Source organism: Streptomyces sp. NPDC021356 (assembly GCF_040641015.1).
In the GTDB taxonomy this organism is placed as follows: domain Bacteria; phylum Actinomycetota; class Actinomycetes; order Streptomycetales; family Streptomycetaceae; genus Streptomyces.
This window is the reverse complement of the sequence record NZ_JBFACU010000048.1, coordinates 1-15,184: the sequence shown is the minus strand read 5'-3', so window position 1 is coordinate 15,184 and position 15,184 is coordinate 1. Positions and strand designations below refer to the sequence as shown.

Annotated in this window: 14 protein-coding genes; 3 read left to right on the top strand and 11 right to left on the bottom strand. The window is 72.5% G+C overall.

From position 1 onward, the window contains the following. Positions 1–139 precede the first annotated feature (139 nt). The 4 genes from AB0G56_RS37770 to AB0G56_RS37755 all read right to left on the bottom strand — a co-directional run bounded on the left by AB0G56_RS37770 (position 140) and on the right by AB0G56_RS37755 (position 4,572). Entirely contained in the window at positions 140–1,186 is a 1,047-nt protein-coding gene (locus tag AB0G56_RS37770) for a BMP family ABC transporter substrate-binding protein (protein WP_360979392.1), read from the bottom strand. Between the two features lie 253 nt (positions 1,187–1,439). Then, positions 1,440–2,468 (bottom strand): BMP family ABC transporter substrate-binding protein, encoded by a 1,029-nt coding sequence (locus AB0G56_RS37765; protein WP_360979485.1) that lies wholly within the window; start codon positions 2,466–2,468, stop codon positions 1,440–1,442. Between the two features lie 211 nt (positions 2,469–2,679). Next, a complete protein-coding gene (locus AB0G56_RS37760) occupies positions 2,680–3,942 on the bottom strand; it encodes an amidohydrolase (protein ID WP_360979482.1) in 1,263 nt (420 codons plus the stop codon). Positions 3,943–4,215: 273 nt separating this feature from the next. Beyond that, positions 4,216–4,572, bottom strand: a complete 357-nt coding sequence (locus tag AB0G56_RS37755; RefSeq protein WP_360979389.1) for a hypothetical protein — start codon at positions 4,570–4,572, stop codon at positions 4,216–4,218. A gap of 57 nt (positions 4,573–4,629) precedes the next feature. Between AB0G56_RS37755 and AB0G56_RS37750 the strand changes: the two genes are divergently transcribed. Continuing rightward, positions 4,630–5,043: an AfsR/SARP family transcriptional regulator gene (locus AB0G56_RS37750; RefSeq protein ID WP_360979386.1), complete on the top strand. Its 414-nt coding sequence runs from the start codon at positions 4,630–4,632 to the stop codon at positions 5,041–5,043. Positions 5,044–5,068: 25 nt separating this feature from the next. On the opposite strand, the gene AB0G56_RS37745 is transcribed toward AB0G56_RS37750, so the two are convergent. The 4 genes from AB0G56_RS37745 to AB0G56_RS37730 are packed head-to-tail and all read right to left on the bottom strand — an operon-like array spanning position 5,069 to position 10,400. Beyond that, complete coding sequence (locus AB0G56_RS37745) at positions 5,069–6,415, bottom strand: hypothetical protein (protein ID WP_360979384.1); 1,347 nt, start codon at positions 6,413–6,415, stop codon at positions 5,069–5,071. A 43-nt stretch (positions 6,416–6,458) separates the two neighbouring features. Beyond that, positions 6,459–7,397, bottom strand: coding sequence for an N-acetylneuraminate synthase family protein (locus AB0G56_RS37740; protein ID WP_360979382.1), 939 nt, complete (start codon positions 7,395–7,397; stop codon positions 6,459–6,461). 10 nt (positions 7,398–7,407) lie between these two features. Then, a complete protein-coding gene (locus tag AB0G56_RS37735; RefSeq protein WP_360979380.1) occupies positions 7,408–9,039 on the bottom strand; it encodes an N-acylneuraminate cytidylyltransferase in 1,632 nt (543 codons plus the stop codon). A gap of 32 nt (positions 9,040–9,071) precedes the next feature. Then, on the bottom strand, positions 9,072–10,400 hold the full coding sequence (locus AB0G56_RS37730) for a DUF6716 putative glycosyltransferase (protein WP_360979377.1): 1,329 nt from the start codon (positions 10,398–10,400) through the stop codon (positions 9,072–9,074). Between the two features lie 199 nt (positions 10,401–10,599). Between AB0G56_RS37730 and AB0G56_RS37725 the strand changes: the two genes are divergently transcribed. Next, entirely contained in the window at positions 10,600–11,577 is a 978-nt protein-coding gene (locus AB0G56_RS37725; RefSeq protein WP_360979374.1) for a glycosyltransferase family 2 protein, read from the top strand. Further along, positions 11,574–12,983 (top strand): polysialyltransferase family glycosyltransferase, encoded by a 1,410-nt coding sequence (locus AB0G56_RS37720; protein ID WP_360979370.1) that lies wholly within the window; start codon positions 11,574–11,576, stop codon positions 12,981–12,983. Before AB0G56_RS37725 ends, AB0G56_RS37720 begins: the two co-directional genes overlap by 4 nt. Before the next feature lie 61 nt (positions 12,984–13,044). Here the strand turns inward: AB0G56_RS37720 and leuE are convergent, their stop codons facing one another. The 3 genes from leuE to AB0G56_RS37705 all read right to left on the bottom strand — a co-directional run. Beyond that, the gene (gene leuE, locus AB0G56_RS37715) at positions 13,045–13,698 is read right to left on the bottom strand and encodes a leucine efflux protein LeuE (protein ID WP_360979367.1); all 654 of its coding nucleotides are present in this window, start codon (positions 13,696–13,698) and stop codon (positions 13,045–13,047) included. Positions 13,699–13,760: 62 nt separating this feature from the next. Further along, positions 13,761–14,342 carry a Uma2 family endonuclease gene (locus tag AB0G56_RS37710; RefSeq protein WP_360979364.1) on the bottom strand — a complete coding sequence of 194 codons (582 nt, stop codon included), beginning with the start codon at positions 14,340–14,342 and terminating at the stop codon, positions 13,761–13,763. Between the two features lie 92 nt (positions 14,343–14,434). Then, a partial coding sequence (locus AB0G56_RS37705) for a methylmalonyl-CoA mutase family protein (RefSeq protein WP_360979361.1) occupies positions 14,435–15,184 on the bottom strand: 750 nt, incomplete at its 5' end.

The following is a 15,184-nucleotide window of genomic DNA, read 5'->3' as shown; positions in this document are numbered from 1 at the left end:
CATTCTGCCGCGCGAACGGGGTGCGGAGATCCGTCATGCTTCCCGCACCCCGTTCCGTGGCCGTAACGCTGCCACGCTGCCATCGCAGCGTCGCCCTGACCATGCCCGGAAAGGTTCCAGGCCGGTCACGACCGCTGGGTCAGGAGGTCTTGACCTTGATGGAGCCGCTCTTGATGCCTTCCTCGGCCTTCTTCAGCGCGGCCTGGAGGCCGGCGTTGTTCTTGAAGACGGGGTTGGAGTCGGACAGGCTCACGCCGCCGGTGGACAGGCTGGCCCGCACCTCACCGGTCTGCGGCTTGCCGTCCTTGACCGACTTGGCCAGGTTGAACACGGCGCCCTGGACGTCCTTCATGGCCGAGGTGAGGATCGAGTCCTTGTACTTGGCCAGCGCGTCCTGCTTGTACTGGTCGGAGTCGACGCCGATGGCCCAGATCTTGTGCGCGGCGGCGGCCTTGATCACGCCCTGACCGGACAGGCCCGCGGCGGCGTACACGACATCGGCATGGGCGTCGATCTGGCCGTTGGCCGCGTTCTCGCCCTTGTCCGGGCTGGCGAAGCCGCCCTCGGCCGCGGTCTCGGTCAGGTACTGCGACTTGACCGTGACGCCCTTCTTGGTGTCCGCGACGCCCTGCTTGAAGCCCGCCTCGAACTTGTGGATGAGCGGGACGTCCACACCGCCGACGAAACCGACGGTGTTCGACTTGGTCGTCTTGGCGGCGGCGACACCGGCGAGGTAGGACGCCTGCTCCTCGTGGAACACCAGATCGGCGACGTTGGACGCCTTGATGGTGTTGTCGTCGACGATGCCGAAGGTGACCTTCGGGTACTTCGCGGCGACCTCCTTGACGGCCGGCGCGTAGGCGAAGCCGACGCCGATCACCGGGTTGTAGCCCTGCTTGGCCAGCGTCTCCAGGCGCTGCACCTTGTCCGCGTCGGACTCGCCGTCCTGCGGCTCGACGGCCGTGCTCTTGTAGCCGAACTCCTTGTCGGCGCGCTCCAGGCCCGAGGTCGCGGCGTCGTTGAAGGACTGGTCGCCCTTGCCGCCGACGTCGTAGGCCAGGGCGAGGCCGAGGTTCTTGCCCTCGCCGCCCGAGGACTTGCTGGACGAACTGCCACAGGCGGAGACGGTGACAGCGAGAGCTGCGGTTGCAACGCCCGCAACCGCGATACGGGACACCCGGCGCATGGAACGTGACTCCTTTGTGCAAGCGCCCAAACCAGGCGCTGGTTCCGCCGCAGCGTAACGCGCGTAGACCAGACGGAAAACCCCTTCTGTCCCCTCCGTTACCGACCTGTGGCCGCACGGAGGCCGCCCTCACGGACAGCGCCGTGCCCCTCGCGGAAGGCAAGGGGCACGGGCGTGGAACGGCCGTCCGGAGCGGTTCGCCGGGGCCGGCGGCCCCGGCGAACCGGTCCGGGTGTCCGCTACTGCGCGTCGGCTACTTCGTGTCGACGGTGACCTTGCCGTCGACGATGTCCTGCCTGGCCTTGTCGACGGCGGCGACGACGTCCTTCATGGCCTGGTACTTCGGGTTGGAGTCGGCGAAGCCCACGCCGCCCGACTTCAGGTCGCCGCGCACCTCGCCGCTCAGCGGCTTGCCGTCGACGACGGACTTGGTCAGGTCGTAGACCGCGCCGCCGACGTTCTTCAGTGCCGAGCCGAGGATCCAGTCCTTGTACTGGGCGAGCGCCGACTGCCGGTACTGGTCGGAGTCGACACCGATCGCCCACACCTTGTGCGTGGCGGCGGACTGGATGACGCCCTGCCCGGACAGTCCGGCGGCGGCGTAGACGACGTCGGCCCCCGCCTCGATCTGGCCGTTGGCCGCGTCCTTGCCCTTGTCGGGGCTGGAGAAGCCGCCCTCCTGCGCGGTCTGCGTCAGGTACTGCGACTCGATCTTGATCTTCGGTTTCACCGACCGGGCGCCCTGGCCGAAGCCGGCCTCGAACTTGTGGATGAGCGGGATGTCGACGCCGCCGATGAAGCCGATGTGGTTCTTCTTGGTCGCCTTGGCGGCGGCCACACCGGCGAGATAGGAGCCCTGCTCCTCGTGGAAGAGCAGGTCGGCGACGTTGGACGCCTTGACGGTGTCGTCGTCGATGATGCCGAAGGTGATCTTCGGGTACTTGGCGGCGACCTCCTTGACGGCCGGCGCGTAGACGAAACCGACGCCGACGATCGGGTTGTAGCCGGCCTTGGCGAGCTGCTCCAGGCGCTGCACCTTGTCGGCACTGGACTCGCCGTCCTGCGGCTCGATGTCCCGGCCGCCGATCTTGAACTCCTTCTCCGCCTTCTGGAAGCCCGCGAAGGCGGCGTCGTTGAAGGACTGGTCCCCCTTGCCGCCGATGTCGTACGCCAGGCCGATGCCCTTGCCCGAGTACGTGCCGGACGCGGAGGAACCGCCCCCCGAGCCGGTGCTGGACTTGCCGCATCCCGCGGCCACGAGCGCGACGGCCGCGACAGCCACCGCGGCCTTGGAGAATCCGGTCCTCCGGGAGTTCGTACGCACAGCAAGCACCCCTTCTTGCCACGGCGCCGTCAACGGCCCGCGCCCCATGTGCCGCCCCTGGTGGCGAGTTCGGCGCACAGTAACGCGCGTAGAAGAAAGGGGGAACGGTGTTTTCCCGCGCCGTTACCGAACCGTGCCGCCCCCTGTCGGGGACGGCACGGGGGCGGGCTCAGTGCCCGGGATGCAGCAGCGCCGCCGCCGTGAAGAGTTCCACGCCCACGCGGATCGCGGACTCGTCGGCGTCGAAGTCGCCCTGGTGCAGGTCGCGCAGGGTGCGTTCGCCGGGGGTGCGGACGCCGAGGCGGGCCATGGCGCCGGGGACCTGTTCCAGGTACCAGGAGAAGTCCTCGCCGCCCAGGCTCTGCTCGGTGCCCTCCACGGAGGCCTCGCCGCGCCGTGCCGTCATGGCCTCGCGCAGCAGTTCGGTCACCACCGGTTCGTTGACGACCGGCGGCACCCCGCGCACGTAGTTGATCTCCGACTTGGCCTTGTGCAGGTTGGCGACCTCGTCGATCGCGGCGACCACGATGTCGGGGGCGTGCCGCCAGGCGTTGATGTCCAGGCAGCGCACGGTGCCGGCCAGCTCGGCGTGCTGCGGGATGACGTTGGGGGCGTGGCCCGACTCGATCCGGCCCCAGGTGATGGCGAGCCCGGCGCGGGTGTCGATCCGGCGGCCGACGAGCGCGGGCACGTCCGTGACGACGCGGGCGGCGGCGGTGACCAGGTCGGTGGTCAGGTGCGGGCGGGCGCTGTGTCCGCCGGGGCCGTCCAGGGAGACCTCCAGGCGGTCGCACGCGGAGGTGATGGCGCCCTGGCGCAGGCCGATCATCCCGGCGTCGACGCGGGGGTCGCAGTGCACGGCGATGATCCGGCTGACGCCGCTGAGCACGCCGGCCTTGATCGCCTCGGCCGCACCGCCGGGGAGCACCTCCTCGGCGGGCTGGAAGATCAGCCGGACGGGGCGGGGCAGCAGCCCCGCGCGGTGCAGCTCGGCGAGGACGAGGCCGGCGCCGAGCACGACGGTGGTGTGCACGTCGTGGCCGCAGGCGTGGGCGCGGTCGGGCACCGTCGAGCGGTAGGGGGACTCGCTCTTGGTGTCCGGGATGGGGAGCGCGTCGATGTCGGCGCGCAGCGCGAGCATGCCGTGGGCGGCGTCCGCCCCTGCGGTGTCCTCGCCGATGCCCGCGTCGTCGCCCGCGTCCCTGCCGATGTCACAGACGAGGCCGGTCCCGGAGGGCAGCACGCGGGGCTTCAGGCCCGCCTTCTCGAGCCGCTCCTTGATCGCGGCGGTGGTGCGGAACTCCTGGTTGCCTAGCTCGGGGTGCATGTGCAGGTCGCGGCGGAACGCGACGAGCTCGGCGAACAGTGCCTCCGGCAGGGTGCCGGGGAGGGCGGTTTCCGCGGGGTGGTCGGCCTCGGACTCTGGGGACATCAGCTGGTTCACCCTCTGAAGGGTATGACGCCGGGACGGTCAACTGCCCATCGATCAACAAAAGTTCAGCCCGTCAGGGGAAAGAATGACCGGCCGTCGGCGCATAGGTATCGGCTGGGATGGGTACACTCGCCCGTCTTGACCGGCCGGGTGCACGTCTTTTGTTCTTTCCTCCAGGCATACCACGTACCGTCCGAGTCCCGCCCGAAATGTTCACCTGCCGGACGTCCGGACGGCCGTGGTGTCCTCCTCGCCGTGCCTGGTCGCGGTCGCCTACGACCGGGCGCGGTGGCTGCGGGCGAACGCCTCCGCCCGGGTACGCCGTCCGGGGTCGAAGGCGTCGGTGGCGCCCGCGCCCTCGTTGCCGGGGCCGGTGTTCCAGCCGTCGATCTTCCTGGCGACGCCCTTCACCTTCGGGTGGCCGGGCGCGTAGGCGATCTCGAAGTGGGACTCCTTGGGGACGGTGAAGTCGCCGCCCCAGGCCACCACCCCGTCCAGCTCGGCGAGGATGTCGCGCGCGACGGTCAGCTCCCGCGGGTACAGGCCGCCTTCCACGCCGAGCGGGTACGCGGCGGGTCTGATCACCAGGGCGGTGCCCGAGAGGTGGTTCGACTCGTACGGTTCCCGCACCCGTCGGTCGGTGCGGTGGCCGCGGACGTCTGACTCGCGCAGCTGCTGGATCTCGTAGTGGTACCGGCGGGCGACGTCCCGGCCGCCGCCTCGGGCCTCGACCGGGCGCTCGGCCTGTGGCAGGGGCCCGCGCTGGCCGACCTGGACTCCGACCGGCTGCGGGCGCGCGGGCGGGCCCTGGACCGGGAGCGCACCGCCGCGCTGGAGCTGCGCGCCCAGGCCGACGTGCTGCTGGGCCGGTTCACGGAGGCCGTCGCGCAACTGGAGGAGCTGGTCGCCGCGGACCCGTTGCGGGAGGACCTGCACGCACTGCTGATGCGCGCCTTCTACGGGGCCGGGCGGCAGGCCGACGCCATCGCCGCCTTCCACCGGGCCAGCAGGGCCCTGCGGGAGGAGATCGGCGTCGCGCCGGGCCGGCTGCTGCGCAGCACCATGCGGGCCGTCCTCGAAGAGGACCTCCAACTGGCCTGAGCAGCCGCTCGGTTCGGCGCGCCGCTCAGTCGGGCAGGACCGCCCCCGCGACCCGCTGCACGTCGCGGGCCGTGCCCGTCACGCCGGACAGGAAGCCCTCGGCGCGCGGCGACGCGGTCGCCGTCAGCCAGCTCGGGTCTATGTCGCAGACGGCGACGCGGACGTCCGTGCCCGCCAGGGCGAGCGGCAGCGTGTGCACGACCGTGGAGGGGAAGCTGACGACCGTACGGCCGATCGGGCCGCGCCGGGCGATCAGTTCGAGCGGCAGTTCGGGACGGACCACCTCCAGGCCCGTCTCCACCGCCAGCCGGTGCAACTTGTCCGCGCTCTCGCGGCGGTGCGCGAAGTAGCGGGTCGCGCCGTGCGCCGCGGCCAGAGCCCGCACGGCGGCGAGGTAGCGGTCCCCGTCGACCACGCCCGTCTCGACCAGTGACGTGCCCACGAGGTCGGCGCCGCCGGTGAGGCGGGGCGGACCGAAACGGGCGCGGGTCCACACGAAGTGGTTCGCGGTGACGGTGACACCGTCCGGGCTCTCCTCGATCGGCATGGAGGAGAAGACCTCCACCCGCCGCCCGCCGCGCCCGCTGTCCGGCACCAGCCGGCGGCGGGCGGCGGCCGAGACCGGGGCGAACAGCAGGTCCCGCGGGCCGGGCCGGCCGCCCTTGCGGTGCCAGCGCACCAGCCGTTCACCGCGGGCGAGCTGGGCGACGAACTCCATGGTGGCGGTGCCGTCGTCCACGACGACCAGGTCGCGCGCCCGCGTGATCGTCAGCAGCAGCTGCACGTAGCGGGAGAACGGGTCGCCCATCACCACCCGGTCCGCCCGCCGCAACGCCCCCGTCAGCCCGCCGATGGTCTGGAACGGCGCCGTCGCCCCGCCCCGCGCCTCCTCCCAGCGGACCTCGTACCCCTCGTCCCGTGCCAGCTCCGCCATGCGCCGCAGCTGGCCGCGGGTCATCGGGTCGGTCGGGGACAGCACGACGAGGGTGAGCCGGTCACGGGCCCCCGCCCCGGCACCCTCGGGCGCACGCCCGGCCACCCCCCGGCCCGCCGGGGAGCCCGCCAGGACCCCGCCTGCGGTCCGGCCGGTGCCCCCACCGGCGTCCGCGCCCGTGACCCCCACGGAGCCCCGATCGGCGTCCGCGCCCGTGACCCCCTCGGTGTCCCCACCGGCGTCCGCGCCCGTGACCCCCACGGTGTCCCCGCCCGTGCCCGCTCCGGGGCGCCCGCCGGCGGCGAGACCGTGGGCGTGGGCCCACTCCAGGACGTTCAGGAGCTGGACCGGGCTCTCGACGAAGGCGAGGGTGCTGGTGGGGGGCGGGGGCGGGGAACCGGGGGAGGCGGGGCCGGGGGTGCCGGCGCGGGGGCTCATCGGCGTACGACCGTTTCGTCGCGAGGGGGTGGGGGGCTCGGTCTCACACCGCGACCGGCTCGCCCGCCGCCGCGGCGATCTCCGCCTCGGCCACGACACCGGAGACCCGGCGCAGCTTCTTCATCGGGCCCAGCTCGGAGTCGTAGACCTTCTTCACACCGTCGCCCAGCGACGCCTCGATGGTGCGGATGTCGCGCACGAGGCGCGTGAGGCCCTGCGGCTCTACGGAGGCGGCCTGGTCGGAGCCCCACATCGCGCGGTCCAGGGTGATGTGGCGCTCGACGAAGGCGGCACCGAGGGCGACCGCGGCGAGCGTGGTCTGCAGGCCGGTCTCGTGGCCGGAGTAGCCGATCGGGACGTTCGGGAACTCCTTCTCCAGCGTGTTGATCACGCGGAGGTTCAGCTCCTCGGCCTTCGCCGGGTAGGTGGAGGTGGCGTGGCACATGAGGATGTTGTCCGAGCCGAGGACCTCGACCGCGTGGCGGATCTGCTTCGGGGTGGACATGCCGGTGGAGAGGATGACCGAGCGGCCGGTGGCGCGCAGGGCGCGCAGCAGCTCGTCGTCGGTCAGGGAGGCGGAGGCCACCTTGTGGGCGGGGACGTCGAACTTCTCCAGGAAGGCGACGGCCTCGGTGTCCCACGGGGAGGCGAACCAGTCGATGCCCTTCTCCTTGCAGTACGCGTCGATCCGGCGGTACTCGTCCTCGCCGAACTCCACGCGGTGGCGGTAGTCGATGTAGGTCATCCGGCCCCAGGGGGTGTCGCGCTCGATGTCCCACTGGTCGCGGGGGGTGCAGATCTCCGGGGTGCGCTTCTGGAACTTGACCGCGTCGCAGCCGGCTTCGGCGGCCACGTCGATCAGCTTGAAGGCGTTCTCCAGCTCGCCGTTGTGGTTGATGCCGATCTCGCCGCAGATGTAGACGGGCCTGCCGGGGCCGACCTCGCGCGAACCGAAGGTGCGCAGGCGGGAGTTGGTGCTCATGAGGGGTTCCTTACTTGTGGAGGGAATCGAGGGAGGGGCCGAGGAGCCAGCCGGCGATCTCGCGGATGGCGCCGTCGCCGCCGGGGAGGGTGGTGACCGCGCGGGCGGCGCCGCGGACGGCGTCGTGGGCGCTCGCGACCGCCACGGGCCAGCCGACGAGGGAGAAGCACGGAAGGTCGTTGACGTCGTTGCCGACGTAGAGGACGCGCTCGGGGGCGACGCCCTGCTCGTCGCACCACTGCTTCAGGGCGAGGTCCTTGCGGTCGATGCCGTGCAGCACCGGGAGCCTGAGCTTGCGGGCGCGGGCGGCGACGACCGGGTTCTGCTCCGTGGACAGGATCAGCAGCTTGAGGCCGCTCCTGCGCAGCGCCGCGATGCCGAGGCCGTCACCGCGGTGCACGGAGACGAACTCCCGTCCGTCGGAGTCGATCAGCACCCGGTCGTCGGTCTGGGTGCCGTCGAAGTCGAGGACCACGGCGTCGATGTCGTCGTGGGCGGGGAGCGCACCGGAGGGGGTCTGGCCGCCGGAGGGGAGCCGGGGGTGCGCCGAGTGCGGGAGGTCCGCGTCGAAGAGGGGCGCCAGGGCCCGCGCGCGGGCGAGGTCGTGCGGGTCGTCGATCTCCAGCACCCGCGCCGGGTCGGTGCGGACCAGGTCGGTACGGCCGAAGAAGCGGTGCCGGTGCGTACGGAAGCCGGCCGCGTCCATCGCGTACGCGGCGCCGGTCTCCAGCAGGTCCTGCGGGCGGTCCTGGCGGCGCGGGCGGAAGGACTTGTCGTGGTTGACGCCGTAGCCGCCGGCCGCTTCGGTCTCGGCCGCCGGTGCGGCGACGGCGACGGTCTCGCCGACCGGGGCGGAGGTGGTCACGGCGCCGTCGCCGATCGGGGCGGGAGCGGTCACGGCGCCCTCGCCGGCCAAGGCGGAGGTGGTCACGGCGCCGTCGCGCACCGGCGCGGCGATGGCCACAGCGCCTTCGCCCTCGGGTGCGGTGGCAGCCACAGCGCCCTCACCGACCCGGGCGGGAGCGGTCACGGCGCCCTCACGGACCCGGGCGGAGGTCGCCACGGCGGTGCCGCCCGCCCGTGCGGCGCCGGCCACCCGTGCCGCGCCGGCCACCGCGCCCCCCTGGGCGAGCGCGTGCACCGGGTCGGCGCTGTCCACCGCACCCCCCGCGTCCCGCCAGACGAAGCCGTGGAAGGGCGCCACGGTCAGCGCGGTGTCCGCGCCGGCCTCGACGACCGCGCGGGCGACCCCGTCGACGTCCTCGCGGGCCAGGAACGGGCTGGTGCACTGCACCAGCAGCACCGTGTCCACCCGCGCGCCGTGCAGCGCCTCGTGGGCGTCCATCGCGTGCAGGACGGCCGCCTCGGAGGTGGCCGTGTCGCCCGCGATCGCGGCGGGCCGCAGCACGACCTCGGCACCGGCCTCGCGGGCCGCCGCGGCTATCGCCTGGTCGTCGGTGGAGACGACGACGTCCGTCACGAGCCGCGCCGCACGGCACTCGCGCACCGCCCGGGACACCAGGGGCACGCCTCCCACGGGGGCGAGGTTCTTCGCGGGTACGCCCTTGGAGCCGCCGCGCGCGGGGATCACCGCGAGCACACGGCGGATCGGGGCGCCCTGGCCCGCTTCGGGGTGGGACATGGCTTCTGCTCCTTGACGTGGGGTCGGGCGGCTCACAGCTCCCCCATCCGCCGGATCACGGGCGCCACGCGCTGCACGCCGTGGCGGTAGGCGCCGCGGGCGGCCCGGCGGACGATCTGCCGGACCGGTCCTGGGTCCCGGTCGGCGACCGGGGCGCCCGGCAGCGGTGCGCCGTCGGGTCCGAGGTGGTGGCGGGCGAGGATGCCCGGCAGGTAGCCGGGCGCGGTCTCGGGCGTGTAGTAGGGGGCGAGCGGGGGCAGCCCCGCGGGGTCCCGGAGCAGGTCGCCGATGCGCTCGCGGGCCCGGTCGAAGGCGGTGTCGTACGAGCCGTCGGCGGCGACGCCCTGCCGGGACACCCACTCCTCGTCGGGCACCGGGCGGTGTCCGGCGTCCAACTGGTCCCAGGAGGCGAGGCAGCCGGACCCGGTGAAGTGGTGGTTGCCGAGCGCCTCGCGCACGCCCAGGTCGGTGAGGACCACGGTGGGCACCCGGCGGTGCAGCGCCTCCAGGGCGGCGGTGGAACTGACCGTGACCAGCAGGTCGGTGCGGTCGAGCACGTCGCCCATGTGCCCGTAGACCAGGCGCAGGTTGGGCGGCAGCGCGGTCTTCTGCGCCAGCTTCTGGTACGGCAGTTCCTCGATGTGGGTGGTGTGCTCGCCCGGCCTGGAGCGGAGTTTGAGCAGCACCTCGCGCTCGGGGTGCAGCCGGGCGTGCCGGATGAGCCGGTTCAGCAGGTACGTACGGTCCCGGCGGCTCTCGGGGACGGAGGGCTGCGCGGCGAACACGACGGTGTACGGATCGTGCGCGCCGGTGTGTGCCGCGCCGCCGAGGAACGGCAGGGCCACCTCGGTGACCGCGCCGGCGTCGGCGCCCACCCCTTCGTAGACGGCGCGGAAACGTTCCGCGTCCTGGCGGGAGTTGGCGAGGACGAGGTCCGCGCCGTGTCGCAGCAGCAGCCCGTCGGCGAGCTTCTCGTAGACGACGCCGACGTAACCGGTGACGACCACCGGCCGCCGGCCGGTGCCCTCCCAGGTCCGCTTCAGCCCGTGCAGCACCGCCTGGACGCCGCCGCCGACGAGGGCGAGGACGAGGACGTCGTAGGGCTCCTCGCCCGCCGTGTTCTCCCCCATGGCGCGCAGGAACTGGACGGCGGTCACCTCGCTGAGCGAGTCCGCGCGGACACCGACCTCCGTCAGCTGGCGGGCGGTGGGGGTGGCACGGCCCCGCAGGAGGTAGCCGTCGAGCCGGACCGCGGCACCGGCGGGGGCGACACGCTGCGCGGTGAGCGCGCCCCATTTCCACCGGGTGTCGGAATCCGCGAGGACGGCGACCCGTAGGGACTTCGTTGCACTTGCTGGCACGCCGCAGACGCTAGGAAGGCATTCCTAGGTCCCGCCCAACCGGAATGCAACAAACGGTTAACAGCACACCGCCGAATGCGGAACCAGCCCCGGAACGGCCTGCGGGAAAGCCTGGTTCACGGCATCGCCACGTGCCGTTCACTCCCGATCAAGCTCCAGGTAAAGACGGATGCGGGGCCCGCGCCCTAACGTCGCACCCGTGGTCAAGCTCTCCGTCATCGTGCCGTTCTACAACGTGCAGCAATACGCACCCGACGCCTTGAAGAGTCTGCGTGCGAACGCGCGTGACGACTTCGAATTCGTCCTCGTCGACGATTGTTCCCGTGACGGGACCCCGGACATTCTCGCGCGCGCGGAGCGTGAACTGCCGGGCGCGGTCCTCGTCCGGCGCGAGGAGAACGGAGGGCTGGCGACCGCGCGCAACACCGGGATCGACCGGGCGCGCGGCGAGTACGTGACGTTCCTGGACGGCGACGACTGGCTGGCCCCCGGCTACTACCCGCGGCTGCTGGCGGTCATCGAGGAGCTGGGCTGCGACTTCGTCCGCGCGGACCACGTGCAGTGCACCGGGCGGGCGCGCGGCATCCACCGCGTGCCGCACGGCCGGCGCGGGGTGGTGCTCGACCCGCGGGCGGCGATCCTGCCCGCCGACCGTTCCACGTCGGTCGACTACCCCTACGCGTGGGCGGGCATCTACCACCGCCGCCTGCTGGAGCGGGGTCTGCTGCACTTCACGGACGGGCTGCGCACGGCGGAGGACCGGCCGTGGATCTGGAAGCTGCACCGGGAGGCGGAGTCCTTCGCCGTGACCGGCCTGCTGGGCGTCCACTACCGGCGGGGCGTGGCCTCCTCGCTCACCCAGATCGGCGATGTGCGCCAACTGGACTTCATCCGCGCGTTCGACCAGATCGTCGCGGAGACGGCACGGGACCGGCAGGCGGACCTGCTGCTGCCGAAGGCGGTCCGCACCTACTGCGCGATCATCTCCCACCACCTGGCCTCCCTGGGACGGTACGAGCCGGCGGTGGCACGGAGGCTGAAGTCGCTCGGCGCGCGCGCCCTGCGCCGCATGCCGCAGGACGTCCTGGACCGGACGCTGGACTCGATGGACGGCCGGCGCGCCACCCGGCTGCGCCGGCTGCGCCGCCGCCCGGCCCCCGCGGGGGCCGCCGCGTGACCACCCGGATCTTCCTCGCGTCGACGCTGTACGGCACCGCCACGCTGGCCGCCGCCCTCGACTCCGACCTCTTCGGCCCCGCCGACCGCCGCATCCTGGTGGTCTGCAACAACACGGCGACGCCGGAGACCACGCCGTCCCTGGACGAGCTGCCCGGCTTCGCACGGCTGCGGGAGCGGTTCGACGACGTGGTGTCGTGGAACGAGACGATCTCCCCCTGCCACCCGGGCGGCTGGGCCCCGCGCCAGGACGACGTGCCGCTGTGGGAGCGGCACCTGAGGCTGCTGTGGAACCTGGGCGACGACGCCGTCGAACTGGCCGTGGAGTCGATCCAGGTCAATCCGGCGCTCGGCGTCTGCCAGATCTTCACCGGCGCGCCCGTCACCGTCTACGCCGACGGCCTGATGAGCTACGGCCCCACCCGCAACAAGATCGACCCGCTGGTGGGCACCCGCATCGACCGCCTGCTCCACCTGGACCTGGTGCCGGGTCTGCGGCCGGTGCTGCTCACCGAGTTCGGGGTGGCGGCCGAGATCGTCCCCACGGACGCCTTCGTCAAGGTGCTGGCCGAACTCGCGGACTGCGGCGAGTCGTTGCCCGAGCTGCCCGCCGAACCCGCCCTGCTGCTCGGCCAGTACCTCTCCGCGCTGGGCATCCTCACCGCCGAGGAGGAGGAGGCCTTGCACGTGCGGATGCTGCGGGGCGTCGTCGCGCTCGGGCACACCCGCGTCGTCTTCAAGCCCCACCCGTCGGCGCCGGCCCGCTGGTCGCGGGCGCTGGAGCAGGAGGCCGGGAAGCTGGGCGCCGACCTCACGGTGCTCAGCTCCCCCGTCCTCGCCGAGGTGCTGTACCAGCGGATACGCCCCGCGCTGGTGGTCGGCTGCTTCTCCACGGCCCTGTGCACCGCCTCGGCGCTGTACGGGCTGCCGGTCGCCCGCACCGGCACCGGCACGCTGCTGGAGCGGCTGACGCCGTACGAGAACAGCAACCGTGTACCGGTGACGATCGTCGACGCACTGCTGCCTGACCTGGCCGACGGGCCGGCGGTGACGGGCCAGGGACAGGGGCAGGAGCACGGCCGTGGGCAGGGCCAGGGGCGGTGGCACGCCCCCGGGGCCCCGGCCGACAGGGTCCCGGCCGCCGACGTCGACGCGCTGACCGAGCTGGTCCGGGCCGTCTCCTTCGCGATGCAGCCGAAGCTCTACCCGGGCCTGCGCGCGGACGCCGAGCGGTACCTCGCCGCCCACTTCGACACGGACGCCCGGCGCTACTTCAAGCGCCGCCGGCTGACCGCACTGGCGCTGCCCGGCGGTGTCCCGCAGCAGCTGGCCTTCATACCGCGCAACGCCACGGTGCGGCGGGTGGCCCGCCGCGCCCGCTCACTGGGGCGGGCGGTGGGCCGCTGACGGGGCTGGACGGCGGCCGCTGCCTGCTGCGTACCGGGGGCCGTGACGGGGCGGACGCCGGCTACGCGCTGGCCAGGGACAGCTTCACCGCGAAGCCCAGGAACAGCGCACCCGCCGCCGAGGTCGCCCACGCCGACAGGCGCTTGCGGCGGCGGAAGGCGGCGGCCAGCCGGGTGCCGCTGAATATCAGGGCGCTCAGGTAGAGGCAGCTGGCCAGCTGGGCGAAAGCGCCGAGGACGACGAAGGAGAGGGCGGGGTAGGCGTAGCCCGGGTCGACGAACTGCACGAAGAAGGCGATGAAGAACAGGATGGCCTTGGGGTTGACGAGGCTGACGACGAGGGCCCGGCGGAAGGGCCGTTCGTCGGCGGGCCCGGCCGCGGCGGGGGCGGCTTCCGCCGTGCGCTCGCGCCGGGTGCGCCACATGCTCCACGCGGCCCGCAGCATTCCGATCGCCAGCCAGGTGAGGTACCCGGCGCCCGCGTACTTCACGATGCCGAAGAGCAGGGCGTTCCCCTGGAGCAGGGAGGCGACCCCGGCCGCCGACAGGGTCATGAGCACGGTGTCCCCGCACCAGACGCCCGCCGCCGCGGAGTAACCGGCCCGCACGCCGCGCCGGGCGGCGACGGAGAGCACGTACAGCGAGTTGGGGCCGGGGAGCAGGACGATGAGGACGAGTCCTGCCAGGTAGGTGGGGAGATCGATGACGCCGAACATGGCTGGAGTGTCGCACGGGGGTACGACGCTCGGGGAGGTGTTCCGGGTACCGAGACGAGCGGTCAGCCCTCGCCGTCGAGGAGGGTGTCGACGGACAGGTCGAGGCTCACACCGACGGACTCGGGCAGGGGGACGGACTGGCCCCGCTTGAAGCGCTGCGGGGCGGGGTAGGCGCCGTCGACGGGGTCGGTGCAGAGGAGGACCTCGTCGTGTTTGCGGTCGGCGATGAGGTAGACGGGGATGCCTGCCTGGGCGTAGCACTCGACCTTGGGGCCGAGGTCGTCGGACCAGTTGGACGAGGTGATCTCGACGACCAGCCGGAAGACGTTCGGCGCGTAGTAGTTCTTGGTGACGTGAGCGTCGCGGAAGTCCTCGTCGACGACGGAGAAGTCAGGGATCGCGAAGTCCGCGGGCAGCGTGGGCAGCCACAGTCCGACACCCTGCACATATTCCTGCCCGGCCGCGACAATCCCGGCGCGGTCGAACGCCCTGCCGAGTTTGGTCAGTGCCAGCTGACGCGAGCCGTCCGGCGGCGGTGTCACTGTGAGTCTCCCCTGGAGAATCTCCACGCGGTGGCCAGGCAGTCCACGGGCAAGCTGGTCGGCAGCCTCTCCCAGAGTCAGCTCCTGTTGCAGTACGGCCATGGCGGCCTCCTTTTCGGGGCCCACTCTGCACGAGCCTGACCGGGAGCGGACGTTTTCCGCCCCCGATCACTCATGCGAGGGAAAAGCCCTGCTCAGAAAGCATCGCTGGGCACGTAATTCCCCCACACCTCGCGCAGCGCGTTGCACACCTCGCCCACTGTCGCCCGCGCGCGCAGGGCGTCCTTCATGGGGTAGAGGACGTTGTCGTCGCCCTCGGCGGCCTTCTTCAGGGCGGCCAGGGCGGTGTCGACGGCGTTCTGGTCGCGTCCGGCGCGCAGTGCGGCCAGCCGTTCCGCCTGCTGGGCCTCGATGGCGGGGTCGACGCGCAGCGGCTCGTACGGCTCCTCCTCGTCGAGCTGGAAGCGGTTGACGCCCACGACCACCCGCTCGCCGGAGTCGGTCTCCTGAGCGATGCGGTAGGCGCTGCGCTCGATCTCGTTCTTCTGGAAGCCGTGCTCGATCGCGGCGACCGCGCCACCGAGGTCCTCGACCTTCCGCATCAGCTCCAGGACGGCCGCCTCGACGTCGTCGGTCATCTTCTCGACGACGTAGGAGCCGGCGAAGGGGTCGACGGTCGCGGTCACGTCGGTCTCGTGGGCGAGGACCTGCTGCGTGCGCAGGGCCAGCCGCGCGCTCTTGTCGGTGGGCAGCGCGATCGCCTCGTCGAAGGAGTTCGTGTGCAGCGACTGCGTGCCGCCGAGCACCGCCGCCAGACCCTGCACCGCCACCCGGACCAGGTTGACCTCGGGCTGCTGTGCGGTCAGCTGGACCCCGGCCGTCTGGGTGTGGAAGCGCAGCATCAGCGACTTGGGGTTCTCGGCGCCGAACTCCTCCTTCATCAC

Bases quoted from the DNA above. Each gene is read 5' to 3' on its own strand.
- AB0G56_RS37770 (WP_360979392.1), bottom strand. From the start codon at position 1,186: ATGCGCCGGGTGTCCCGTATCGCGGTTGCGGGCGTTGCAACCGCAGCT.
- AB0G56_RS37760 (WP_360979482.1), bottom strand. From the start codon at position 3,942: ATGTCCCCAGAGTCCGAGGCCGACCACCCCGCGGAAACCGCCCTCCCC.
- AB0G56_RS37745 (WP_360979384.1), bottom strand. From the start codon at position 6,415: ATGAGCCCCCGCGCCGGCACCCCCGGCCCCGCCTCCCCCGGTTCCCCG.
- AB0G56_RS37740 (WP_360979382.1), bottom strand. From the start codon at position 7,397: ATGAGCACCAACTCCCGCCTGCGCACCTTCGGTTCGCGCGAGGTCGGC.
- AB0G56_RS37735 (WP_360979380.1), bottom strand. From the start codon at position 9,039: ATGTCCCACCCCGAAGCGGGCCAGGGCGCCCCGATCCGCCGTGTGCTC.
- leuE (WP_360979367.1), bottom strand. From the start codon at position 13,698: ATGTTCGGCGTCATCGATCTCCCCACCTACCTGGCAGGACTCGTCCTC.
- AB0G56_RS37710 (WP_360979364.1), bottom strand. From the start codon at position 14,342: ATGGCCGTACTGCAACAGGAGCTGACTCTGGGAGAGGCTGCCGACCAG.